The 25621-nt window shown below is 59.9% G+C and carries 14 protein-coding genes; 10 read left to right on the forward strand and 4 right to left on the reverse strand.

The window, feature by feature from the left end; genetic code table 11:
• Positions 1-10 precede the first annotated feature (10 nt).
• The 8 genes from ACYASU_RS08195 to ACYASU_RS08230 all read left to right on the forward strand — a co-directional run bounded on the left by ACYASU_RS08195 (position 11) and on the right by ACYASU_RS08230 (position 12972).
• Positions 11-1078, forward strand: coding sequence for an ABC transporter substrate-binding protein (locus ACYASU_RS08195; RefSeq protein ID WP_282373132.1), 1068 nt, complete (start codon positions 11-13; stop codon positions 1076-1078).
• A gap of 147 nt (positions 1079-1225) precedes the next feature.
• A complete protein-coding gene (locus ACYASU_RS08200) occupies positions 1226-2032 on the forward strand; it encodes an alkaline phosphatase family protein (RefSeq protein ID WP_463582487.1) in 807 nt (268 codons plus the stop codon).
• Positions 2029-2871, forward strand: a complete 843-nt coding sequence (locus ACYASU_RS08205) for an ABC transporter permease (RefSeq protein ID WP_463582488.1) — start codon at positions 2029-2031, stop codon at positions 2869-2871. The genes ACYASU_RS08200 and ACYASU_RS08205 overlap by 4 nt, the downstream gene beginning before the upstream one ends.
• Positions 2858-3655 carry an ABC transporter permease gene (locus ACYASU_RS08210; RefSeq protein WP_065986852.1) on the forward strand — a complete coding sequence of 266 codons (798 nt, stop codon included), beginning with the start codon at positions 2858-2860 and terminating at the stop codon, positions 3653-3655. The genes ACYASU_RS08205 and ACYASU_RS08210 overlap by 14 nt, the downstream gene beginning before the upstream one ends.
• 1 nt (position 3656) lies before the next feature.
• Entirely contained in the window at positions 3657-4646 is a 990-nt protein-coding gene (locus ACYASU_RS08215; protein ID WP_463582489.1) for an ABC transporter ATP-binding protein, read from the forward strand.
• A 187-nt stretch (positions 4647-4833) separates the two neighbouring features.
• Positions 4834-5487, forward strand: coding sequence for an HAD family hydrolase (locus ACYASU_RS08220; protein WP_463582490.1), 654 nt, complete (start codon positions 4834-4836; stop codon positions 5485-5487).
• A gap of 158 nt (positions 5488-5645) precedes the next feature.
• Complete coding sequence (locus tag ACYASU_RS08225; protein WP_463582491.1) at positions 5646-8186, forward strand: hypothetical protein; 2541 nt, start codon at positions 5646-5648, stop codon at positions 8184-8186.
• Positions 8187-8403: 217 nt separating this feature from the next.
• Positions 8404-12972 (forward strand): hypothetical protein, encoded by a 4569-nt coding sequence (locus tag ACYASU_RS08230; protein ID WP_463582492.1) that lies wholly within the window; start codon positions 8404-8406, stop codon positions 12970-12972.
• 48 nt (positions 12973-13020) lie between these two features.
• On the opposite strand, the gene ACYASU_RS08235 is transcribed toward ACYASU_RS08230, so the two are convergent.
• From ACYASU_RS08235 to ACYASU_RS08250, 4 genes are all read right to left on the reverse strand, one after another.
• Positions 13021-16023, reverse strand: coding sequence for an autotransporter outer membrane beta-barrel domain-containing protein (locus ACYASU_RS08235; protein WP_463582493.1), 3003 nt, complete (start codon positions 16021-16023; stop codon positions 13021-13023).
• Positions 16024-16813: 790 nt separating this feature from the next.
• On the reverse strand, positions 16814-18367 hold the full coding sequence (locus tag ACYASU_RS08240) for a hypothetical protein (RefSeq protein ID WP_463582494.1): 1554 nt from the start codon (positions 18365-18367) through the stop codon (positions 16814-16816).
• Between the two features lie 60 nt (positions 18368-18427).
• The gene (locus tag ACYASU_RS08245) at positions 18428-19699 is read right to left on the reverse strand and encodes a hypothetical protein (RefSeq protein ID WP_463582495.1); all 1272 of its coding nucleotides are present in this window, start codon (positions 19697-19699) and stop codon (positions 18428-18430) included.
• Positions 19700-19948: 249 nt separating this feature from the next.
• On the reverse strand, positions 19949-20911 hold the full coding sequence (locus ACYASU_RS08250) for an NAD(P)H-quinone oxidoreductase (protein ID WP_463582496.1): 963 nt from the start codon (positions 20909-20911) through the stop codon (positions 19949-19951).
• 145 nt (positions 20912-21056) lie between these two features.
• Between ACYASU_RS08250 and ACYASU_RS08255 the strand changes: the two genes are divergently transcribed.
• Together ACYASU_RS08255 and ACYASU_RS08260 are read left to right on the forward strand one after the other, a co-directional pair.
• A complete protein-coding gene (locus tag ACYASU_RS08255) occupies positions 21057-23138 on the forward strand; it encodes a carboxy terminal-processing peptidase (protein ID WP_346625471.1) in 2082 nt (693 codons plus the stop codon).
• A gap of 120 nt (positions 23139-23258) precedes the next feature.
• Positions 23259-25049 (forward strand): bifunctional diguanylate cyclase/phosphodiesterase, encoded by a 1791-nt coding sequence (locus ACYASU_RS08260; RefSeq protein WP_463582497.1) that lies wholly within the window; start codon positions 23259-23261, stop codon positions 25047-25049.
• Positions 25050-25621: the final 572 nt, after the last annotated feature.

A 25621-nucleotide genomic window follows, 5' to 3' on the forward strand; every position in this document is an offset into this window, starting at 1 on the left:
GGAGCTTCGAATGAAACACCTTTTGCTGGCATCACTCCTGGGTTCGGCCATCGCGCTGAGCACTTCGGCCATGGCCGCCGACACCGACCTGAAAACACTCGAAGCCGCCGCCAAGGCCGAAGGCGCGGTCAACAGCGTGGGCATGCCCGATGACTGGGCGAACTGGAAAGGCACCTGGACCGACCTGACCGCCAAGTACGGTCTGGTGCACATGGACACCGACATGAGCTCGGCTCAGGAAGTGGCCAAGTTCGATGCGGAAAAAGATAACGCCAGCGCCGACATCGGCGACGTGGGTGCCGCATTCGGCCCAATCGCTGTCGCGAAGGGTGTCACTCAGCCCTACAAGCCGAGCACCTGGGCGCAAGTGCCGGAGTGGGCCAAGGACAAAGACGGTCACTGGGCGCTGGCCTACACCGGCACCATCGCTTTCATCGTCAACAAAAAGCTATTGCACGGCTCGGACGTACCGACCAAGTGGGCTGACCTGAAGAACGGTAAATACAAAGTCACCATCGGTGATGTCAGCACTGCGGCCCAGGCTGCAAACGGCGTATTGGCCGCTGCGATCTCCATGAAAGGCGATGAAACCAACCTCGCGCCGGGCCTGCAGTTGTTCACCGAACTGGCCAAACAAAAGCGCCTGGGCATCAACAACCCGTCGATTCAGTCGATGGAAAAAGGCGAAGTGGAAGTGGGCGTGGTCTGGGACTTCAACGGTCTGAGCTACAAGGCCAAGATGTCCAACCCTGACGACTACGTTGTGCTGATCCCGTCCGATGGCTCGGTGATCTCGGGCTACACCACGATCATCAACAAATACGCCAAGCACCCGAACGCCGCCAAGCTGGCCCGTGAATACATCTTCAGCGACGCCGGCCAGATCAACCTGGCCAAAGGCAACGCACGCCCGATCCGCGCCGAGCACCTGACGCTGCCGCCAGACGTGCAAGCCAAGCTGCTGCCTAACGAGCAGTACAAGAACGTGACGCCGATCAAAGACGCGGCAGCCTGGGAAAAAACCTCGAAAGCCCTGCCACAACTGTGGAACGAGCAAGTCATCGTCGAGATGCAGTGATCCTTTACTGCTGATGCAGGCCCCTTGTAGGAGTGAGCTTGCTCGCGATTTCGGTGTATGAGTCAACCTGTCTGTCGCAGGCATACCGCGATTGCGAGCAAGCTCACTCCTACAGCAATGTTTGGGGATCCCCCCTCCGGAGATGCCATGAAACACAACGTCATCCTCATCCTGCTGGACGGCCTGAGTTACAGCGTGGCGCACCATGCGATGGGGCATTTGCTGGCCTACCGAAATGCGGGCCGCGCGGCGTTGTACAAACTCGAATGCGAACTGCCGTCGCTGTCGCGCCCGCTGTATGAATGCATTCTGACCGGCGTTGCGCCCATCGACAGCGGCATCGTGCACAACCAGGTTTCCCGGCTTTCCACCCAGCGCAGCGTGTTCCATTACGCCACCGATGCCGGGCTGACCACCGCCGCTGCCGCGTACCACTGGGTCAGCGAGCTGTACAACCGCAGCCCGTTCATTGCCGCACGCGACCGTCACACCGACGACGCCCAATTGCCGATTCAGCACGGGCACTTCTACTACGTCGATCACTACCCTGATTCCCACCTGTTCGATGACGCCGAGCATCTTCGAACCGCCCACGCGCCGCACTTCCTGTTCGTCCACCCGATGAACATCGACGACGCCGGCCACAAGCACGGCCTCGACACCCCGCAGTACCGCAACAGCGCGCGTACCGCCGACATCATTCTCGCCGAGTACCTGCAGCGCTGGCTGGATGCGGGCTATCAAGTGCTGGTGACCGCCGACCACGGCATGAACAACGACCGCTCCCACAACGGCGTGCTGCCGGAAGAACGCGAGGTCCCGCTGTTCGTGCTCGGTGACGCCTTCAGCCTTGACCCCGATGCGCAACCGAAACAGACCGAGATCTGCGGCACCGTCTGCGAACTGCTCGGCGTGCCCCACGACAAACCTGTGTGCAGAGAGGTGCTCAAGTGAATTCACAAAGCCGCGGCAAATGGCTGGGGCTGTTGTGCCTCGTGCCGTTTGCGGTTTTCTTCATTGCGTTTCAGATCGCGCCGCTGGCCTGGGTGGCGATCAACAGCCTGCAATCGGACGCCGGCTGGGGCATCGACAACTTCATCAAGGCCTTCAATTCGCGCTTCTACCGCCAGGCGATGCAGTACAGCCTGGAGATCAGCTTCTGGTCGAGCCTGATCGGCATAGTCATCGCGATTCTCGGCAGCTATTCGCTGCGTAAGGTGCCGTCGCGGCTGAGGGATTTCGTCAGCGCTTTTGCCAATATGACCAGTAACTTTTCCGGGGTGCCGCTGGCGTTTGCCTTCATCATCCTGCTCGGCTTCAACGGCGCGCTGACGCTGATTCTCAAACAGGCCGGGGTCATCGATGACTTCAACCTGTACTCGAAAACCGGCCTGATCATTCTTTACACCTACTTCCAGATCCCCCTGGGCGTGCTGCTGCTCTACCCGGCGTTCGACGCACTGCGTGAAGACTGGCGCGAATCGGCGTCGCTGCTGGGGGCCAGCGGCTGGGATTTCTGGCGGCACATCGGGATTCCGGTGCTGACCCCGGCACTGCTCGGCACCTTCGTGATCCTGCTGGCCAACGCGCTGGGCGCCTACGCCACGGTGTATGCGCTGACCACCGGCAATTTCAACGTCTTGCCGATCCGCATTGCGGCAATGGTCGCGGGCGACATCACGCTGGACCCGAACATGGCCAGCGCCCTGGCGATGATTCTGGTGGGGATGATGACGCTGGTGACCGTCGTGCATCAGTGGCTGTTGAAGAGGAGCTACCATGTCTCGCGCTGAACGCCGCCCGCCGGGGCTTTACCACCGCGTCGTGGTGTACCTGCTGTTTCTGATTCTGCTGGCGCCGCTGCTGGGCACCTTTGTGTATTCGATCGCCACCAGTTGGTCGGCAACGATTCTGCCCGACGGCCTGACCTACAAATGGTACGTCGCGCTGTGGAGCGATCCGCGTTTTCTGCGCGCGTTCGGCCAATCGCTGCTGGTGTGCGTCGGCGCGCTGGCGCTGTCCGTGGTGCTGATTCTGCCGCTGCTGTTCGTCGTGCATTACCACTTCCCCAAGCTCGACGCGCTGATGAACATCCTCATCCTGTTGCCCTTCGCGGTGCCGCCGGTGGTGTCGTCGGTAGGCCTGTTGCAGCTCTACGGCTCCGGGCCGCTGGCGATGGTCGGTACGCCATGGATTCTGATCGGCTGCTACTTCACCGTGGCATTGCCGTTCATGTACCGGGCGATCACCAACAACCTGCAAGCGATCAACCTGGTCGATCTGATGGACGCCGCGCAACTGCTTGGCGCCAATACCTTTCAAGCCGCGTTTCTGGTGGTGCTGCCGAACCTGCGCAAGGGCTTGATGATCGCCCTGCTGCTGTCGTTCTCGTTCCTGTTCGGCGAATTCGTGTTCGCCAATCTGCTGGTGGGCACCCGCTACGAAACCCTGCAGGTGTACCTCAACAACATGCGCAACAGCAGCGGTCACTTCAACAGCGCGCTGGTGATTTCCTACTTCTTTTTCGTACTGCTGCTGACGTGGGCGGCCAACCGACTGAACAAGGACAAAGACTGATATGAGCTTCGTCAGTGTCGAAAACCTGCAGAAGAATTACGGCAGCACAGCGGTCTTCAGCGACATCAATTGCGAAATCCAAAAAGGCGAATTCGTCACCCTGCTCGGCCCGTCCGGTTGCGGCAAGTCCACCCTGCTGCGCTGCATCGCGGGGCTGACGTCGGTGACCAGCGGCAGCATCTTCCTCGACGGCAAAGACCTGGTGCCGGTGTCGCCGCAGAAGCGCGGCATCGGCATGGTGTTCCAGAGCTACGCGCTGTTCCCCAACATGAACGTGGAACAGAACGTTGCCTTCGGCCTGCGCATGCAGAAAGTCAGCACCGATGAAATGAAGCAGCGCGTGGCCGAGGTGCTCAAGCTGGTGGAGCTGAACGAGTTCGCCACGCGCTACCCCCATCAGCTGTCGGGGGGGCAGTGTCAGCGCGTCGCATTGGCGCGCTCCCTGGTGACTCGCCCTCGCCTGCTGCTGCTCGATGAACCGCTGTCGGCCCTCGATGCGCGCATCCGCAAGCACCTGCGCGAGCAGATCCGTGCGATTCAGCAGGAGCTGGGCCTGACGACGATTTTCGTGACCCACGATCAGGAAGAAGCGCTGACCATGTCCGACCGGATTTTCCTGATGAATCAGGGCCGAATCGTGCAGAGCGGCGACGCCGAAACCCTCTACACCGCGCCGGTCGATGCGTTCGCCGCCGGCTTCATCGGCAACTACAACCTGTTGGAGGCCGACGCCGCCAGCCGCCTGATGCAACGCCCGATCAACAGCCGCGTGGCGATTCGCCCGGAAGCGATTCAACTGAGCCTGACCGGTTCACTGGAAGGCGAAGTGCGCAGCCACAGCCTACTGGGCAACGTGATCCGCTATCGCGTCGATGCCCGGGGCGTGGAACTGGTTGTCGACGTGCTCAACCGCTCGGCCAGCGACTTGCACCCGAACGGCCAGCGCGTCACCCTGCACATCGAAGCGTCAGCGTTGTGTGAAGTCGCATGAATTCGACGCCACCCCTGTAGGAGCGGGCTTGCTGGCGAACGCGTTTGATCAGCCGACCTCTGTGCATCTGACCCACAGCGTTCGCCACCGTCGTAACCTCCTGCAGCTCCTACGGAGATCTGCGTAATACCGACAGCAGCGCGCGCTTCCGAGATCGCGCATGTCATGAATAAAGAGGACAGCTTTAATGGCGTTAGCAATTTTCGATCTGGACGAAACCCTGATCCACGGTGACTGTTCCAGCCTGTGGAGCGAGCAGATGGGCCGGCTGGGCTGGGTCGATCCCGAGTGGTTCATGAAGAAGGACCACGAACTGATGGCCGCCTACGGCAGGGGCGAACTGGCCATGGAAGATTACATGGCGTTCAGCCTGGACCCGATGGTCGGGCGCACGCCGGAGGAAGTGGATTTTCTGGTGGGGCCCTGGGTCGAGGATTACATCGAGCCGATCATTTTCAGCGATGCCACCAAAGCCATTGCCGAGCACCGCGCTGCGGGCGATCGCATTCTGATCATCTCGGCGTCGGGCGTGCATCTGGTCAAGCCCATTGCCGAGCGCATCGGCGTTGATGAAGTGCTGGCCATCGACCTGGAAGTCGCCCACGGTGTTTACACCGGCAAGACCAGCGGCGTGCTCACCTACCGCGAAGGCAAAATCACACGGCTGATGGCGTGGCTGGATCAGGAAGGCGAAAACCTGGAGGGCGCGAGTTTCTACTCGGATTCGCGCAATGATCTGCCACTGCTGGAGAAGGTGGACTTCCCCCACGCGGTGAACCCGGATCCGGCGCTGCGAGAAGCGGCAGAAAACGCCGGATGGCCCATCCATAGCTGGAAATAGCACCCCGCAGAGGGCCAGACCACGTTTGTGACAGCTGCCTTTCTGGCACGCGTTAAAGCCGACCAAAGGCAGCCCAACCTGTCACTTCTGACAGTAGTCAGTTCCCTCAATCCGGCGCCCAATGACTCCTGGAAATTTCCCGACAGGAGTCAACCGCCATGACCTCAGCGCCGCGCAATTCGTCTCGCCCTTCCAGCGGTACCAAAGCCCTCGACAAGCTGGAAATTCCCGGTGGCGTGGGCCCTCTCCTCGAGCCACCCGCTGCACCCGGCCAGACGCTATGGGGCATCAACCACGGCGCCGTGGTGGATAACTTTCCGCAAGGGTTGCAGCTCTATATTCCGGCGTGGTCGACCATGGGTACCGGCGACAGCGTGTCGGTGTTGCTCCTCTCTAATCCTCAGAGTAATCCTGGGCAGCCCGTGGAGGTCACCTCGCAGTCCATCACGGAGGAAGAGGTCAACCAGCGGGTGACTGCGTTTATCCAGGACAGACACCTCGATACCGGCATTTACACCCTGTGGTACGACGTCAAGCGGCGGGGCCAGGACGTTGAGCGGTCCGGCCCCACCGACCTAATGGTCAAACTCGAGCGTCCGGGTGGGAGAGATCAGGACGGGGATACCCCCGGGCATTCGGCACTAAAACTATCAATGCCGCCGGAGATCGTTGAATTTGGTGTAGATAAGGAGGATGCCGAGAAGGGCGTGCCGGTCACGATTGCGCCGTACCCTGAAATGGCTGAATGGGACGTCATCAAGCTTTCCTGGGGCGGGCAGTTTGTGCTCCACCAGGTCACTGCCGAGCAAGTGAATAAGTCAATCGAGATCACCGTCAAGAAGGAAGTCATTCTTGAGGCAGGAGACTCAAACGATAACGGCCTGGCCGTGACCTATGAAGTCTATGACATCGTCGATAACCGCTCGGAGGACTGGGCCGCCGAGATCCGTATCACCGTTAATACCGATACCTCCCGGCTGTCCTCGCCAATTGTCCGTGAAGCAACCAATAACGTGCTGGACCTGGACACGTTGGGGAGCAGCCCGGTAACGGTGGCGGTCTGGGCGTCCAATGAGCGCAAGATGACGAGGCAACTCTATAAATCATTAACGCCGAAACAGGCCGCACAGTTGCGCGCGTCGATGGGCAAACAGACATTCTCGCGTTTCGGGGAGGTCAAGGACAGCTTCCTCCTGGGCGACAAGATCGTGGTGAGGCTGACGGGCACCAGTGCCGAGGGCCAGCAGGTAATCCATGAGGCGCCGGAAGTCATTATCGACGACTTGCCGGATATGTACGAGATACAGATCCCCAACGCCGTGGTCCGACAGCTGGCTCAGACCCAGGCGGTCTTCTCTTATCGTTTGCTGCATCAGGACAGTACCGAGTCGAAGTCCAACGGGGCGTTCATCAGTGTTACTGGCGAGGCCGTGCGCATGGCCGCGCCGGTTGCCCTTGATGCCGAACAGGGCGCGATCAATCCGGAGCTCGCCAACACGACGGTGCAGATCCCATGGGATAACAGCATGGCGAGCGGCGATGTACTTATCCTGAAGTGGATCGGCACTCGGCTTGGCGGCTCCATCTACGACCCGGATCTGAGTTCGCACCCCATCTCCGGCGACGAAGCCAACGACAAGAAACCCATCGATTTCATCGTGTCAGGCACGCACCTTAAAGCCATTGAAGGCGGCACCCTCCAGCTGTATTTCATTCTGTCCAAAGTTGCTTCCCGACGAGAATCCGCCCGTGCTGCAACGCTCAGAGTCGGCAAGCCCGTTACCGAGCTGCCGAAGCCCGAGGTTGCAGCGGTGCAAAATGGCGCGATCGTTCCACCCTACGTCGCCACAACCCTCACAGTACCGGCTTACTCCGCCATGGCAACCGGCGACGAAGTGCATTACCTGTGGAAGGGTAGCATCGCCGGCCCCGTGGGGGACTCGATCGAGATCGCCCCAAGTACCGTGAATAAAGACGTGTCATTCACCATTAACGTGGAAAACATTTCGGGCAATGCCGGTGGCACTGTCGAGGTCTGGTACTGGGTGAAGCGTGCAGCCAGCGAACATCAAAGTTATTCCGAAAAGCTGGTGTTCAGCATCGGTCAGCCGGTGGTGCTCGACCCTCCCGAGATCGACAGCGTCACGGATTCCAAAGGGAAGGAAATCCCCGACAACGGTTCGACAACCGACACCAGCGTGACCCTGCGTGGCACTGCGGCACCCAACCTTGGCCTGGAAGTGTTTGACGGCGCGACCTCCCAAGGCAACCCGGTTGTAGACGCGAACGGCGAGTGGGTGTTCGGGATCAGTGGGCTGGCTGTTACATCGCACGCCATGAAGGCCAAAGCGCTGTATGGCGATCAAGCTGAGTCGGCGGTGCGCACCTTCAGCGTCAACCCCATCCCTACCAATCCGGACATTACCAGCATCCAGGACTCAAACGGCGACGAAATACCGGACCACGGCACGACTTCCGACCGAGAACTGACCTTTGCTGGTACGTCCTATCCAAACCTGGAAGTGAAGCTCCTGGACGCCCCGAGTGAACAAGGAGTAGGCGTGCAGCTCGGTACCGTGGTGGCCGACGCCGACGGCTGGTGGAGATTGAAGGTTACCGTTCCTGAACACCCTTCCCATCGAGTCTGGATTCTGGGTAACGGGGCGCCATCCCGCCTTCGGTATTTCAATTTGATATGAAACGCGAGTGCGGCGGGGACATGGGGTCCACGCCGTGATGAAATTTCAGCTCGACAGTGCTTATCAACCTGGGGCGCGACACCTGTAAGGCCAGTCAAGGGCCGGCCGATGGATGGCGCTCCCGATCAAAACTCCGGCTGGGGAGTCGACGGCAGCCTATGCAGACGTTTTACTGCCAATCCCCGGTCAGCGTCCCCCCTGAACAAGGAAGCTCACCATGAAACGAGACTCAGGCACCCTCCTCCCACCCTCGGACGGCGACTACTCGATACTCGCGTTGCGTCCGTTGCTGATCACTGGTCTGGTCACCCCCGTCGTGGGCGGTGACGGCGGGATCAATATCGGCCTCGTAACAGACCCGGACGGTATATTAGCTGCCGTCGACCCTTGGCTGCGCATGCAGGAGGGCGACCGTGTCGACATTTATTGGGACAACACGCCGTTGCGCTACCGTCTTTACATCTACTGGGACGACCTGCCGGTGGCCAGTCACACGGTCGGCGCCGACGATATCGACAAGCGCATTAATTTCACGCTGCCCACCGATCAGGTCATACCCGACTGGGCTGAAAGGGTGTTCTACCGACTGACCCGCACCGGCTCAACCCAGCCCGAAGACTCCGTGCCGTTGCGCCTGCGGGTCAAACTCGATCGGCCGGGGGGCAAGGACAAAGAGCCGAATGAACCCTGGCACTCCGAACTCAAGGCGCCGGAACTGCCGGAGGACATTGCCAAGAACGGGGTTGATGAAAATTCCGCAGAAGCTGGCATCCCCGTGACCATCGGCATTTACCCCGGACGTAAGGCTCGCGACACTGTCGAGTTGCAGTGGGGCACCGTGTCTCGCCGTCGGCAGATCACTGAAACCGAGGCCGCGGGCATAGAGCCTATCGTCATCACCATCGATCAGGCCGCCATACTCGAAGCTGGCAATGACCCAGAGTTGCGCGTCCACTATCAGGTCTACGACGAGGTCTTGAACTTCTCCGAGAAATGGTCGGCTCGGACCTACGTAAAGGTGGACGCCGGCGCCGGGACCCTGCCCGCACCGATCATCGAAGAAGCCTTCAACGGGGTGATCGACCTCGGCGATCTGGGCAGCGCCGACGTCACGGTGGTCATCAACGTTACCGGGAGTCCTTTCCAGGCTGGCGACACCGTGACCATGACCTGGCGCGGTACCCCAATCACAGGTGCGCCGGTGACGCATAGCCAGACCGTGACGGTGAGCAACATCCCGTCAATCTATTACACCACTGTCCCCAACGCACTTGTGCGCGAGTTGCTCGGCGCCGCCGCTCAAGCATCCTACGTCCTGAACAAAGCCAATGAAAAGCCGCAGTCATCGAAAGTGGCAATCGCCCGAATCACCGGCGTAGCCCCCCTGAAAATCCCGCGCATTCTGGAACTGATCGGTGATGTGCTTTACCCGTTCGAAGAGCGCGTCCACGTGGAAATTCCGGTCTACGTCGACATGGCCAATGGCGATCTGATTGATCTGATCTGGCTCGGTACCCGCGTCGATGGCTCGATCTACCGCCATGCAGAGCAGCACATCGTTACGGCCAACGAAGCAGGCAACGTCGTTTATATCCCGGTGATGGGCGAACACATCGCCTTGCTTGAGAACGGCACGCTGGACGTCAGCTATCAGGTAACCAATGGTGCCTCCACGGTGCGAGTCTCGGAGCATTTGCTCGTCAAGGTCGGACAACACCTGGCCGAACTGCTTGCGCCGATCATCCGCGAAGCGGTGAACGGCGTGCTCGACCCCGAGCTGAATCCCGGTGTAGACGTCACGTTACGCGTCGTTTATGTCGGCACGGTCGCTGGAGACACGCTCACTTGGTACTGGCTGGGTCATCCGCTGGAGGGCAGCGGCAGCGACTGGCTCCCCATCACCACTGCCACTGCCGGCGAAGTGGTCGATTTCAAGGTTCGGCGGTCCCTGGTCGATGCCAACATCAATACTAAAGTACGGGTGCTGTACACCCTCAAACGCGGCGCCACCGGCCAGTTTCAATATTCGGAAACGCTGGATCTGGTGATCGGCAAACTCATCGGCGATCTGCCCGCCCCCACCGTGCTGGAAGCCAGCGCTTCTGCCAAGCCGGAAGCCAGCGCTTCTACCAAGGTGAAGGCCAGCGCCGAGAAGCTTGACCCCATGGATGCGCAGGCAGGTGTGACCGTGCAGGTGGATTACCCCAGCATGGAGCCGAAGGATACCGTCACCATGATGTGGCTGGGCAGTCCGGGGGCTGGCTCACCTGCCGACCAGGAACAGACGGTCAGCCAGAATGGGCCCGTCAACTTCGCGGTGCCCGCTACCGTGGTCGGCGCGAACATCGGGCGCGATGTCTACGTGTCCTATCGCGTCAAACGTGACATGGCAGAGCAACAGTCCGACGCCTTGATGCTCTCTGTACTGCCCTTTGGCGACCCTGACGAGGACTTGCCGCATCCGGACATCACGCAGGCCGACGCTCAGACGCTGAACCTGGCAACCTTCACCGGCAACGCGACGACGACCGTGGGCAAGTGGCCCTTTGCTGCGGCGGAGCAACGCGTGTGGCTGCGTCTTGAAGGGGAAACCGGCAGCGGCGGCGTCTACACCATCACGCTGCTGGATGGCGCGGTGCTGACCAGTGCCCAGGCCACGAATGGTCTGTCCGAGAGCGTCCCGCGCACCGAGCTCGAAAAACTCGGACAGGACACCCGCCTTAGGGTGATCTGCAATGTCGCCTTCGACCGCATCGACAGCGAGAGCACGGCTGTGCGGTTTCCCCAGACGGTCTATGACTTCAAGCTGCACCACGACTGGGTCAACCCGTGGATCGTCAGCGTCAGCGACAGCAAGGGCGAAGTGATTGACGGCGGGACGACGTTCGATACCACAGTGAGCATCAGCGGCACTTCCACCGTCGAAACCGAGCTGGAAATTCTCGACGGTGGCACGCGTCTATCCACCGTGACTGCCAACAGCAGCGGCGTCTGGAGCGGATCCCTGCCGGGATTGACCGTGAAAACCTACAGCCTGAAGGCCAGCGCGCTGGATGGAAGCGGAATGGTTTCGCCGCCCCGTCGGTTTGATGTGATAGCCAACCTGACGCCGACCATCACTCAGGTGGTCGATTCAAACGGGCCAATCAGCAACGGCGGATCGACCGTTGAGACCAGCGTCACGGTGTCCGGCCAGGGCAGTCCCGATCAGCAGATCGAGCTGTTTGACGGCAACACCTCCAAAGGTACGGCGCGTGCAAACAATGCCGGTACCTGGTCGTTGACCGTTTCGGGGCTAACGGTAGCCTCGCATCCCTTCAAGGCTAAAGCGCTATATGGCACGGAGCCCGAATCAACGGTCTGGACAGTAATCGTCGCGGTCGCTGTCACCCCAACGATTACCAGCATCAAGGACTCGGAAAACGTCGAGATTCCGCCCGACGGATTTACAGTGGATACCGACGTCGTGGTGACGGGGAGCGCCAGTGCGAACCTGCAGGTCGAGGTCTTTGACGGAGCGGCGACGCTCGGCAAAGTCAGCGCCAACGCAGGTGGACAATGGACACTGCCTCTGACCGGCCTGAACGTCGCCGTCCATAAAATCAAAGCCAAAGGCGACTACGCAAGCTACCCGGAATCACCGGTACGTAACTTCACCATCACCGCCTTGGTGACCCCGACCATCACCCAGGTCGTAGATCCCGATGGAACGCCGGTGAGCAATGGCGGCTCGACCTACGAGAACACAGTCACCGCATCGGGCAAGGCGTCGATCGGTCAGTCCGTGGAGGTGTTCGACGGCGCGTCTTCCAAGGGCACTGCCAGCGTGAACACCAGCGGCGACTGGTCGCGGTCGGTAAGCGGCCTGGGCACTGGGAACCACAGCCTGACTGCCAAAGCGTTGTACGCGAGTCATCCGGTGTCCCCACCGTGGACGTTCGATGTCCGGGCCGCAACGGTGCCGACCCTGAGCGTGCACGACTCAAACGGCGAGATCACTCAGAATGGCGAAACCACGGAGACCACCGTGACGGCATTGGGCACGGCTGCGCCGAACGAACAAGTAGAAGTCTTTGACGGGAATGCTTCCAAAGGGAAGACCGCAGTGGGGAGTGACGGTGACTGGCGCCTGTCGGTGGGTGTGCCGCTGGGTCCTCACAGTCTCAAGGCCGTGGGGCAATACGCTGAAAATCCTGCATCGGCTGTGCGTCAGTTTTCAGTGATTCCTGCGATACCGGAGTTCGTACTGGACACATCCGTTATCAACCTTAACGGTCGGCTGTACGTCCCGGATAGTAGGCCAGATGTTTTACCCGTTTCATGGCCAGCAGGCACGACAGCGACGCGAATTCCCAGCAGCGGCGTGCCTCCTTACTCCTACTCTTCGAGCAATACGGCCTTGGTGACCGTCGATGCGAACGGCAAGGTATTCAGCAGAGGCAATGGCGGTGCCACCATTACCGTTCGTGATGCTCAGGGCCGCTCCGGTGCTTACACGGTTCAGGTCAGCAACGTTATTGTCTGCGGAGGATTCGGCCTAAATCGCTACCCATGGGGCAAAAAGGATGCAGAAGCTTCGGGGTTCAGAATTCCCAACATGGACGAGCTGCGTTCTATCTATAACCTGTACCCCGGGATCTGGCCGCAAGGCAACGACTTTTACTGGTCGAGCAACGGCTATGCCTTAAACAAAAACTACGTAAAAAACCTTGTGACCGGCGCAGAGGGTTATGCAGTCGCCTCGGTGATTCCATACTCGCTGTGTCTGGTGGTGGGCCTCCGCTAATCAGACAAGAAGCCGACATCTGACGAAGATGTCGGCTTCCATTAACGATCACCAGCTATAACGCAGTCCCACATTCGCGCCAAACGGCTGCTCGATGTTCTCGCCGTTGGAGTAATCGAAATCAGCATGCACCTGCAGGCTGTCAGAGAACGCCACGGCAACACCCGCCCCCAACTCACCTCGCGAACCGGACAAGTCATTGTTGAACACGTTGTTGTTCACCTGAACTTCGTTGTTCTTCGCGAACTCGTGTACACCCGCCACCCGAACATACGGCTGTAACACTTTGCCATCACTCATCTCGAAGTTGCGACCTGCCGTCATGCCGACCTTGCCCAGCAGCGAACGGGTGCGATCGCCTTCCGCACGCATGTCGTTGTTCAGCTCGTAATCCTTGCCCTGGATCACCACGGCGGACAACTGGCTGTAGGGTTCGATGAAATAGCCGTCGTCCAGCTTGATATGGCGGCCAAACTCTACCGAACCACCGGCGCCCGAGTTGTCGTAATCACCCTTGGCGCGCGTGCCGTCGCTGATGCTGACCTTCGAGTCATTGCGGAAGCGGTTGAACTTCAACACACCGTCGAAATAGTAGCCGCTCGCCTGGTCCATCCAGGTGGTGTAAATCCCGGCGTAGTAGCTGTTGACCGTGCCCGACGTACCGCGACTGAGATCAAGATCGGATTTGCTGTGCCCGGCCAGTGCACCCACCAGCCACTGCCCGTCGCCGACTGGCAACGGAGCATCGGCGCCGAGGGACAGGCCCTGTTGCGTCTGCTGATAACCCACACCCGACGCTTCATCGACGTTGTATTTGTTGCCGTAGGTGCGCACCCAGCCTCCCGCCTTGCCGCCGTTGAAGCGCAACTCACCCATGCGGCTGCGCAGGGACGTCAGCTCGCCGTACCAGACCGTCGGCGCGGTGTTGAACAGCGCCAGCACCGAGCGCGTGCCGGGGCTGATCGTCGCGGTATTCGGGTCCAGAAACCAGTCGGTCCCGCCAGCGCTGTTGCTGGCCGACGCCAGTTGATAGGAATAGGTCCCCACGTCCACAGCACGATCGCCCGCCAAGGTAAAGGTCGCGTTACCGCCCCCGGTCTGCACGACAGTCAAGGGCTGTGGTGAGGTCGGATCGACGCCGGAACCTGCGATCAGCAAGGTATGGCTGCCCGTCGCAGAACCGGTGACGTTAAGCAGGTCGTGCTCGTTGGTGAGGTAGTCCGCGTCCATGACGAAGGTGCCGTTGCCGGACAGCGTGCCGACGTTGAGCTGATAGAACGCGTTGGTTGCGCCAAACCTCACCGTGCTGTCATTCATTGCGAGTGAGTTGAGGGTGTTGGAACCCACCATATCCCAGGTGGAGGAACCCGCGAGGGTGGCGCTGTCAACGTTGATCAAGTTGCCGGTGAACACCGAGTTGTTGGCCAGCGAAACAACGCCGCCACCGGAGGTGATGTCGCCGGACATTGAACTGGCATCCAGGCTGACATTACTGCTGCTGACATCGCCTTTCAGCGTTGAGCCACCCAGCAATCTCAGCACACCTGCGCCGCCGATCGACGTGACATTGCCGACTATCGAACTGGCATCAAGGCTAACGTCGTTGCTGCTGACATTGCCTTCCACCAGGGAGCCTGCCGCCAGCGACACAACGCCCGCATTGCCGGTCGAGGTGACATTGCCGGCTATCGAACTGGCATCGAGACTGACGTTGTTGCTGTTCACGTTGCCTCTTACCAAAGAGCGGCGAACCAGCTTGACGGCACCTGCTCCGCTGGCCGACGTGACATCGCCGGTAATCGAGCTGGCGTCAAGACTGACGTTGTCGCTGCTGACGTTACCTTGCAGCGCCGAACCCTCCACCAGCGATACCACGCCGGCACTGCTCATCGACGTGATATCGCCGATCATCTGACTGCCGTTCAGGCTGACGTTGTCGCTGTTGACGTTGCCTTCCAGCACTGACCCGTTAGCCAGCGAAACCACACCGGCGCTGCTGGCCGAGGTTACGTTTCCGGTAATGGAACTCGCATTCAGATTGACCGCATCAATACCGGTGACATCGCCCGTGAGCGCAGAGCCATTGTTCAGCGCCAGGGTGCCGCTGCTGGTGGCATCCGCCGAAACGTTACCGATCAACCGGCCCTGATCGAAGGTCAGGTTGGCAATGCTGCCGTTGGAGATAGCGAAGTTACCGGTCACTTCACTGCTCTGCAGCAGCACGTTCGCCGTCGCCGTGTTGGAAACTTCCAGCGCATTGCCGTTGCCGCCCGTCAAGGTGGTGCCGTTGAGCAGGTTGAGGTTGGCAACCATTCCGCCGCCCTGACCATTGAGCAGGATCGCAGCGCCGTTGGTGCCTTCTATATGTGAGCCTTCGATATTGACCGTACCCTCGCGCACATTGGCCGTATCCACCCGATAGACGAGGCCGTTCAAGCCGCCGGTGACGGTACTGCCGCGCAGGGAAATGTCCGAGCCGAAACCGCGAACCCCGTAGCTGTTGGCGCCGGTGCCGGTGATCACGGCGCCCGTGGCGTCCAGCGTGCTGCGAGAGGAAAGCGTTGCGCCCCCAGACCCACCGCTGATGGTGCCGCCATTGACCTGGAACGCGCTGCCGGGCCCGCCCTGATACTGTGCGCCGCTGAGACCGAGGCCGGCCTCGCTGATAATGGTCGCGTTCGTGAGGACCGCCTGCCCGTCGCTGAGCGTCATAGCGATTGAATTGCCACTGCTAATAACGCTGGCGCCAGTGACGTTCGCCAGGGCGCCCGGCGCGCTGAAATTAATGCTTGTCGTTGAACTCCCCGCATTCAAATTGACCACGGCGCCTGCGCCACCGCCAGAAATCCTCAGGGCCTGGGCGCCGCTGCTCACCGTCAGCGAAGAACCCGGCGCCAACCCCCAGGTTTCTGCCGTGTCGCCCTGGTTAACCACCGCAGATTCGTCAGGTTCCAGTGCGCGCCCCTGGGCGGCAGCGCTGATGCACAGCGCAAGGGAAATAAACGTTGAGGGGATGAAATAACGGGAAGGTATGAATCGCGATTCAGCCATGTCCAGCTCCTTGGGAATATCGCCATTCCCACGGATACAGAAAGCTCCGCAGGACAAAGGCGCGAAGACTACATTCTTCAAATTGTTACCGGTGTAGGACGTTTCCTAACTTATTGAGCGTAGTTTCTTACAGCGATATTGACTACCGCTCATCGTCCAGCGCGGCGAGAAGTCTGAGAAGACAAGGCCGTTAAGCACGGCCTTGTCTTTTATTGCCTCAATTAAAGATCCAGACAGTCAATCTGAAATTGAGCGTACCGACTAACAGCAGCACCCACGCCCTCCGAGTGCACGAAGGGTATTTGGCTCACAGGTGCCACCTGGGCCCAAACCCGTTGCTCTGATCAGCGTCTCACCCTGCATTGGCGGTGTGGTAACAGACCGATACGTCACTCTGATCGACCCGGAAGCACCCGTTGGCAGGACGTACTCAGTAAACGGCCCCTGATCGAATGTAAAACCTTCTACGACCTGCTCGGCAGTGATGGTCTTCGAGAATGTCGACGGGCCCCCCGCCGTTTGTGTCCCTTCTTTGTCGACGTAGCACTGCCACGTAAAATCAAGCGTTTCACCACCCTTCAGATTAGGGTTTGCCGGAATGCGCACACGAACCAATTGTTCAGGGCCGACGTGCGTACTGCAGTTGAGAATAGGAATATCGCCCGGCAAGATGTACGCGAGGGGAAACTCGGGATTGGCGAGCTTGATCGGCAGCGCGTCGCTGACATCCACCAACGTCGGCACGCATGATTCGACGTTAGGTAGCGGGGGAGCGGGGTTGCCAGCCCCTCTAATGCGGCCGACGGTATAAAACACCGGCACTGCCGTGCTGCTGGGCAGGTCCTTGATCTTGTCCCAGCCGCACTGCCGTGCTGCTGGGCAGGTCCTTGATCTTGTCCCAGCCCAGAACGAATTCATAGGCATCACCCGCCGTCCCCACTACAGGGCTGAGCCTGGCGACCTCTTTGGTGAGATCACCCCAATACAGGACCATCTCCTCGTTCGGACTGATAGGGTCGTACAGCTCGAGCGCTACCGTAACGTTTTCACCGACGTCTGCCTGGGTCAGCACGTTATCGACTGTAGAAACCGCGCCCTTTACCGTGACTTGTGGCAGTTTGGTATTCACCGGATTTGGCCGGTCCGGGTTCACGGGCCCGGGGACGAAGAAATCCACATTGATGGTGGCGGGCGCCGAGTCGAACGTCTTGGTGCCACGCGCGACGTAGTAGCTCACCGTGGTGGGCACGACGCCAGTCGCCGAGCCATAGGCTGGCCCCAACATGGTTTTGTAGGGAACATTGATCAGGATCAGCGCATTTGGGTCGGTGATCTTGTGACTCGAAGTGGTTGGCGCATTGCCCCAGGTGAGCACCAGATTGTCGTTTTCAAGCGCATTCAAGAACGGGTCAATTTCAACCAGATTTGTACCGTTCGAGTCAATGTCGACAAGTTGCAGTGTATTGTCACCTGCGGCCTTCGGCACACGCGGTGCAGCCAGGGGAGCAATAGGAAGCGGCTTGAGAAAGAGGCCCGTTCTCTGGTTTAAAGCGAAATCACCTACGTTGCCCACCTTGTCGGCCAGCTTGTAGCTCACGAAGATGGTGCCATCCTCTATACCGGCGAAAGCGGCAGCCGGTACCTTGATCCTCCGGTTACCATCCAGCACTCCGGTATGCACCGAGCCGGTCGGGCTCGTCCCGTCTCGAAAAACGAAAATTTGCAGTTCATCGCCTTTCTGCTCGTCTAAATAATCCGGGATGACCAGATCCACACCGCCATTGGTATTCAGGTAATCCTGGGTGATGCCGTCGCCGATAATGTCAGCGTCGAAAAACTCCACGGCCATTGGCGCCTGACCACCATTGGGTGGCGTCTTGTCGATACGGAATTGGGTGGTAAAGGATGTTCCAGGGTTGCCCGAGTCGTTCACGACGATGTATTGCAAATCGTAGGTGCCTTCGTCGGCAAAGTTGGATTTGTCGAACACCACCTCGGTCGGGAAGTTAGCTGGGTCCAACGGACCATCAAAAGGGATTGCTGGGCCGGCATCCAGCCAAGAACCCGAGGTTGACGCTTTCCACTGGAGCTGAAGCCAATCAGTCTCACCCGGTTTTGCGCGCTCGGGCCACAAGGGGATCTTGAGAGCCATCGGCTGCTCCTGCTCCGGCCGAGGCACCAGGCCTGCGAACTCAGGATCGCCGCCCCACCAGACCGGCGTAGACGGCGCTTCCAGCGTTGGCGCTCTAGACAAGCGTGTTTTAATGACCTGCTTCTGCTGATCGACGTTGCGCACCAGGGCACTGGCAAGCGCACGGGTCTGTTCGATTGATAGGTTGCTCATGTCTTTTCTCCTTGAGTTGACTCGCGCCGATTCCGCCTGACGCGTCCTGGGTTTCCAGGGTTACTGCCCTTTGCCACCACGCCCGAGTGCCTGGAGCACGCGGGCGATGAATCGACTGACTGTGCGACAGGCCGTGCAGCCGCTCACCTTGCGCGAGCCAAACGTAGGGACCTGCCTCTTCGAATCGCAGATTTCTCCATCGGGCCACCGACGATTGATCTTCACCAGCCCCTCGGAGGACGCGCCCGACGGCCCGCTGAGTTTCGTCAACCGGTAAGTGGCCAGCGCCGATCCTTCGATGATGGGTTGGATGTGAAGATTGAAAGGCTCGACCCGGATGTCCAGATGACCGTCAGCCACGTCCTGAGCGCTGACCGTTCTGGCAAATACGCCCTCGGTGCCCGCAATCGGATCGTTGCCGTTCCACGTGTGATAACCCTGCCAGTACAGCGTGATCTCATCCTGATATTCAAACAGGTTACGAACGAACTCGATGCGCACCACGATCCCGTTCCAGGGCTCGTGGGAGCAGTTGATGTAGCCGTAGATATCGGCCTCAGGGAACACCGGCTCGGGCAAATCGCCCCCTGGCAGTGGCTTGAGTGCGACGGTGGCAGGGGTTTCGCGGGAGAACGAGTCGGTCTCGTTACCGGCCCGGTCCCGCACTTTATAAGTCGCGTAAAAAACGCCATCCCGATCAGGCGCACGCACGGCGCTGCCGGGCAGGCGGATGCGGATATCGTCCGCGTCGATCTGCGCCTGGCTCACCGTCACGCTGGCCACAACCGATGTCGTTGGCGGATTGTCCTGAGACCAGTAAAGATCAACCACGTCGCCGTCTTTCGCGTCTAGATACACAGGGCTCGGCAGACGCAGTTCCACTGCATCGTCATGGTCATCGCTTGCCAGGTACGCCTCGTTGATCACTCCGCCCACCAGATCAGCAGGTAACAACAAAGGCATCAACTGCTGGTTATAGCTCGGTGGGCGGGTGTCAATGGTGACGGTACGGCGCTCGGAGGAGGCAGTGTCATTCGCGGCACTGGTGATCCTGTACCAGAGCTGGTATTGGCCATCCGGCTGCAGAATGTTTTTGTCGACCTTCAGGGAGTAAGGAAACGTCGCGGCATCGATTGGTCCAGGAAAATTCGCAGTGGCCACCGGTGTATCAATGCTCTGAACGCTCCAGAACAGGTCCAGTCGGTCGGTGTCCCCCGCCGCGGCCGTAACCGGCCAAAGCGGCACCAGCACGTCGAGGTCATTATTCTGGGTTCCTGTGGAAACCAGGCCATCAGGATCGTTTGGATCAATGATTGCCGGCACGTCAGGCATGGCCAGCAGTGCCCTTGATACATCCCCTGTTCGCCGCGTTACTGACTGTGCTTTCCGATCCCTGGCCATCCTGTCCTCACCTCGTCCGATGAAGCGTTCTCAGCCGGCACTCGCCGACCAGGCAACGCAACAAGGCTTTATTGAGAACCGAATGGGCCAGGCTGACTACTGTCAGAAATGACAGTTCGGGCCACCGCCGGTCGGCTGACGAGGCACGGCTATACCGAACAGCAAAAGGCTAAAGCAGGGTCATACCAGACTGTCGTCGATCACCAGCACGACCTTGCCCGACACCTGATTGGTCGCCAGCTCCGCGTAGGCTGCTTCGGCTTCGCTGATCGGAAAACTGCGCGCCAGTTGTGGCTTGAGGCGGCCTTCGGTGAACAGCGGCATGACGTGCTGCCCCAGATCGCTGAGCAGGTCGGCCTTGAACTGGTCGTCGCGGCTGCGCAGGGTCGAACCCAGAATATGGATGCGCTTGCCCAGCACCTGAGCGAAGTCCAGCTCGGACTTGCGCCCTCCCATCAGCCCGATCAGCACCAGACGACCGTCGACGCCGAGCACCTTCAGATTCAGCGCCGCGTAGTTGGCGCCCACCGGGTCAAGGATGACGTTGAATGGCGCGAAGTCGTTCAGCGCATCCAGGTTCTCGTTGCGCAGCACTCCGCCCTGGGCGCCGAGGGATTCGCAATACGCCAGCCGCTCCGCCGAGCCCACGGTGACCCAGACCGGGTTGCCGAACGCCTTGCACAGCTGAATGGCAGCTGAACCAACGCCACTTGCTCCGGCGTGCAGCAACACTTTTTCGCCAGGCTGGAGGCCGGCCAGCTGGAACAGATTCAGCCAGGCCGTGGCGTACACTTCAGGAATCGCCGCCGCTTCGTGCAGCGAAATCCCCTCGGGCACCGGCAGCACATGCCGCGCATCAACCACCACTTCTTCGGCCATCGCACCGCCCGCAACCAGCGCGCACACGCGGTCGCCGACTTCCCAGGCGCAGCCCGGGCCGACCTCGGCAATCACCCCGGAACATTCCATCCCGAGGATTTCCGTGACACCCGGCGGTGGCGGGTAATGCCCCGAGCGTTGCAGCAAATCGGCACGATTGAGTCCGGCGGCTGCGACCTTGATGCGGACTTGTCCTACATCCAGCGTCGGCGATGGCTCTTCAACCCATTCCACACGACCTTCAACGCCTTGCAATGCTTTCACGGTGCCTCCATAGTGAGTCTTGACTGAGCCCGATGTGCCTCGCGGCCACTGGGCTTTTTGCATTATGCGACCGTGTTCTGACCGAACCGGCGACCTCCAAAGACGGCCTAATATGCGTTATCAATTGTCCCCGCGTCGAATCAGCATGAAGCATTTCTTACCCAGCACCACCCTTGCATTACTCATTGGCCTGACTGTCCTGCCAATGTCGGCCAGTTCGTTCGCCGCCAACAGCTGGGATAATCTTCAACCTGATCGCGATGAAGTCATCGCCAGTCTGAATGTCGTGGAGCTGCTCAAGCGCCACCACTACAGCAAGCCGCCGCTGGACGACAAGCGTTCGGAAATCATCTATCAGAGCTACCTGAAACTCCTCGATCCTGCGCGCAGCTACTTCCTCGCCAGCGACATCGCCGAGTTCGACAAGTGGCGTTTCCAGTTCGACGACTTCCTTAAAAGCGGCGACCTGGCCCCAGGCTTTACCATCTACAAACGCTATCTGGACCGCATCAAGTCGCGTCTGGATTTCGCCCTGGCGCAACTGAGCAAGGGCGTCGACAAGATCGACCTGAACACCCAGGAAACCTTGCTGGTTGATCGCAAGGACGCACCTTGGGCCAAGAACGAAGCCGAACTCGACGACCTCTGGCGCAAGCGCGTCAAGGATGAGGTTCTGCGCCTGAAGATCGCGGGCAAAGACCCGGCGAAGATTCAGGAAACCCTGACCAAGCGTTACAAGAACCAACTCGCGCGTCTGGGCCAGACCCGCAGCGAGGACGTGTTCCAGGCGTACCTGAACACCTTCGCGATGTCCTACGATCCGCACACCAACTATCTGTCACCTGACAGCGCGGAAAACTTCGACATCAACATGAGCCTTTCTCTGGAAGGCATCGGCGCTGTCCTGCAGAGCGACAACGACAACGTCAAGATCGTCCGCCTGGTGCCGGCCGGCCCTGCCGCCAAGACCAAGCAAGTGGCGACCGCCGACAAGATCATCGGCGTCGCCCAGGGCGACAAAGAGATGGTCGACGTGATCGGCTGGCGTCTGGATGAAGTGGTCAAGCTGATTCGCGGTCCGAAGGGTTCGGTCGTGCGTCTGGAAATCGTTCCGGCCAGCAATGCGCCGAGCGACCAGACCACCAAGATCGTGTCGATCACCCGCGAAGCCGTGAAGCTCGAAGAGCAGGCGGCGAAGAAGTCGATCCTGCACCTGAATCAGGACGGCAAGGACTACAAGCTGGGCGTCATCGAGATCCCTGCTTTCTACCTGGACTTCAAGGCCTACCGCGCCGGCGATCCCGAGTACAAGAGCACGACCCGCGACGTCAAGAAGCTGCTGACCGAATTGCAGTCGGAGAAAGTCGACGGCGTGGTCATCGACCTGCGTAACAACGGCGGTGGTTCGCTGCAGGAAGCCACCGAGCTGACCAGTCTGTTCATCGACAAAGGCCCGACCGTTCTGGTGCGTAACGCCGACGGCAAGGTCGATGTGCTGGAAGACGAAAACAGCGGTGCGTTCTACAAAGGCCCGATGGCGTTGCTGGTCAACCGCCTCTCTGCCTCGGCTTCGGAGATTTTCGCCGGCGCCATGCAGGATTATCACCGCGCGCTGATCATCGGTGGCCAGACCTTCGGCAAAGGCACCGTGCAGACCATTCAGCCGCTGAACCATGGCGAACTGAAACTGACGCTGGCGAAGTTCTACCGTGTCTCCGGCCAGAGCACCCAGCACCAGGGCGTACTGCCTGACATCGCCTACCCGTCGATCATCGACACCAAGGAAATCGGCGAAAGCGCACTGCCTGAAGCGATGACCTACGACACCATCAAGCCGGCGATCAAGCCTGCGGTGGACCCGTTTAAACCGTTCCTTGCTCAGCTGCAATCGCGCCATGACGTGCGTTCGGCCAAAGACGCCGAGTTTGTCTTCATCGAAGAAAAACTCGCGCTGGCGAAGAAGCTGATGAGCGAAAAAACCGTCAGCCTCAATGAAGCCGAACGCCGCAAGCAACACGCCGACATCGAGAGCCAGCAGCTGGCGATGGAGAACGTACGTCGCAAGGCCAAAGGCGAAGAGCCGCTGAAGGAGCTGAAGAAAGAAGACGAAGACGCGCTGCCTTCGGATGACGACAAGACCAAACCCGAGGATGATGCCTATCTGGCTGAAACCGGGCGCATCTTGCTCGATTATCTGGGCTTGAGCGGCTCGGTGGCGAAAAAGTAAAACAGCATGAAACGTGACGAAATGATGGCAAATCGTCATCAAACAGTCATGAAGCTGTCGTGAAATAGCGGGGCTCGACGCCACAAGCGTCCAGCCCCTTTTTCTTGCCCCGAGATTGCCATGACCGTGACTGAACAGCTGAGCGCTCTGAGTTCGATCCTGACTCACGGCGACTTGCACAGCCTGTTCCAACCGATTGTGTCGCTATCGGATCGGCGCATTCTCGGCTACGAAGCCCTGACTCGCGGCCCTTCCAACAGCGCGCTGCACTCCCCTCTCAGTCTGTTTGCCGTGGCCCGCCAGGCCGGGCGCCTGAGTGAGCTGGAACTGGCCTGCCGCGAGTCGGCCTGCCGGCGCTTCAGCCAGCAGCAGCTGGAGGGCAAGCTGTTTCTGAATATCTCGCCAGAGTCCCTGCTGGAAGCGTCGCACCCGCCGGGCCGGACCTTGCAGCTGTTGCAGCGCTACGGAATCCCGCCGAGCCGCGTGGTCATCGAGCTGACCGAGCAGACGCCGACGGATGACTTCGGCCTGTTGTACAACGCGCTCTATCACTACCGCGACATGGGTTTTTCCATCGCGCTCGATGACTTGGGCGCGGGGTATTCAAGCCTGCGGCTGTGGTCCGAGTTGCGGCCGGATTACGTGAAGATCGACCGGCATTTCATCGACGGTATTCATCAGGACGCGGTCAAGCGCGAGTTCGTCGGCTCGATGCTGCAGATGGCCAAGGCGTCGCGGGCGCTGGTCATCGCTGAAGGCATCGAGTTGCAGGAGGAGCTGGCGGTCCTGATCGACATGGGCGTCGAGCTGGTTCAGGGCTATTTGCTGTGTCGGCCACAGGAGTTTCCGCCCCGTGACGCCCGTGCGCTGCTGCCGAAAATCGACCCTGCCGCCGCGACTTTTGTTGAGGAAACCAGCGACCTCAGCGCCCTGCTCAACGAGCAGCCGGCAGTGGTGCAGACCACGCCCACGGCGTCCGTGCTCGAAGCATTCCGCAAGCAGGCCAATCTCAACTCGCTGGCAGTGCTGGATGAGCAGCATCAGCCGATCGGCATCGTCCACCGCCACTCGCTGTCGGACGTGCTGCTCAAGCCCTTCGCCACCGAACTGTATGCGCGTAAGCCCATTAGTCGTCTGATGAGCGACGACTTTCTGGCCGTCGAGCTGAGCCAATCCCTGCAGCAGGTGAGCCGACTCATCACCAGCCGCGCGCGGCAACGCATCGAGGAAGATTTCATCATCATGCAGAACGGCGCCTACCTCGGGCTGGGCCGGGTCATCGATGTGCTGAAACTGATTACGGAACTGAAGATCCAGCAGGCGCGCTACGCGAATCCGCTGACCCTGCTGCCAGGCAACGTGCCGATCCAGCAGTGCCTGACCCGGCTGTTGCAGCAGGGTCGCGAGTCGATGATCTGCTACGTGGACATCGACAGCTTCAAACCCTTCAACGACATCTACGGCTACGGGCGCGGCGACGAGGTTTTGCTGTGTCTGGCGCAATGCCTCAACGACCGGATTGACCCGAGTCGCGACTTCGTCGGCCACATCGGCGGCGATGATTTCCTGATGGTGCTGGGCTCGGACGACTGGCGCAAACGCCTGAACATGCTGCTGGAGGATTTCCAGAACCAGTGCCGACGCTTCTACCGTGCCGAGCATCTGGAGGCGGGCTGCTTCGTGGCGCTCAACCGTCAAGGCCACCGCCAGGAATTCCCGCTGCTGTCGCTGTCCATCGGCGTTGTGCATCTGCATCCGGAAGTCTGCACCACCCTCGATGCCAGCCAGCTTGCCGAACTCGCCTCCCAGGCCAAACACCACGCCAAAGAGGTGATAGGTGCGAGTGTGCATGTGATCAACACGCTGGAGGCGGAGGTGATGGCAACGTTGAATCAGGCGGTTTTGGGGTGAGATGCCGGCATTACAGGAGGGGTTTGGGGGCAATCTCGAATCCCGGGTTCGACACTGATCCTGTGGGAGCGAGCTTGCTCGCGAAGACTGCATTTCAGCCGCTGAATATTCGGTGGATGTCCCGGCCTCTTCGTGAGCAAGGTGGAGCGCCACCCCGGTCACTCCCACAGGCCCGCGTTCAGCCCGGAAACCCGAGGATGGGCGGATCATTCCCACAGGTCCGAGATCAGTCTGAAATACCAAGTGCGACACAGATCCTGTGGGAGCGAGCTTGCTCGCGAAGACTGCATTTCAGCCGCTGAATATTCGGTGGATGTCCCGGCCTCTTCGTGAGCAAGGTGGAGCGCCACCCCGGTCACTCCCACAGGCCCGCGTTCAGCCCGGAAACCCGAGGGTGGGCGGATCATTCCCACAGGTCCGAGATCAATCTGAAATACCAAGTGCGACACTGATCCTGTGGGTGAGCTGGCCTAATGACCCCGGACACCTCAATGGGGGAAACTGTACCCATTGAGGAACGATCATGACCAAGAAATACAGAAAATTCGATGCAGCCTTCAAGCTTGATGTCT

It is taken from the genome of Pseudomonas sp. HP_12 (assembly GCF_055283955.1).

Bases quoted from the DNA above. Each gene is read 5' to 3' on its own strand.
- ACYASU_RS08195 (WP_282373132.1), top strand. From the start codon at position 11: ATGAAACACCTTTTGCTGGCATCACTCCTGGGTTCGGCCATCGCGCTG.
- ACYASU_RS08200 (WP_463582487.1), top strand. From the start codon at position 1,226: ATGAAACACAACGTCATCCTCATCCTGCTGGACGGCCTGAGTTACAGC.
- ACYASU_RS08210 (WP_065986852.1), top strand. From the start codon at position 2,858: ATGTCTCGCGCTGAACGCCGCCCGCCGGGGCTTTACCACCGCGTCGTG.
- ACYASU_RS08215 (WP_463582489.1), top strand. From the start codon at position 3,657: ATGAGCTTCGTCAGTGTCGAAAACCTGCAGAAGAATTACGGCAGCACA.
- ACYASU_RS08220 (WP_463582490.1), top strand. From the start codon at position 4,834: ATGGCGTTAGCAATTTTCGATCTGGACGAAACCCTGATCCACGGTGAC.
- ACYASU_RS08225 (WP_463582491.1), top strand. From the start codon at position 5,646: ATGACCTCAGCGCCGCGCAATTCGTCTCGCCCTTCCAGCGGTACCAAA.
- ACYASU_RS08230 (WP_463582492.1), top strand. From the start codon at position 8,404: ATGAAACGAGACTCAGGCACCCTCCTCCCACCCTCGGACGGCGACTAC.
- ACYASU_RS08235 (WP_463582493.1), bottom strand. From the start codon at position 16,023: ATGGCTGAATCGCGATTCATACCTTCCCGTTATTTCATCCCCTCAACG.
- ACYASU_RS08240 (WP_463582494.1), bottom strand. From the start codon at position 18,367: ATGAGCAACCTATCAATCGAACAGACCCGTGCGCTTGCCAGTGCCCTG.
- ACYASU_RS08245 (WP_463582495.1), bottom strand. From the start codon at position 19,699: ATGCCTGACGTGCCGGCAATCATTGATCCAAACGATCCTGATGGCCTG.
- ACYASU_RS08255 (WP_346625471.1), top strand. From the start codon at position 21,057: ATGAAGCATTTCTTACCCAGCACCACCCTTGCATTACTCATTGGCCTG.
- ACYASU_RS08260 (WP_463582497.1), top strand. From the start codon at position 23,259: ATGACCGTGACTGAACAGCTGAGCGCTCTGAGTTCGATCCTGACTCAC.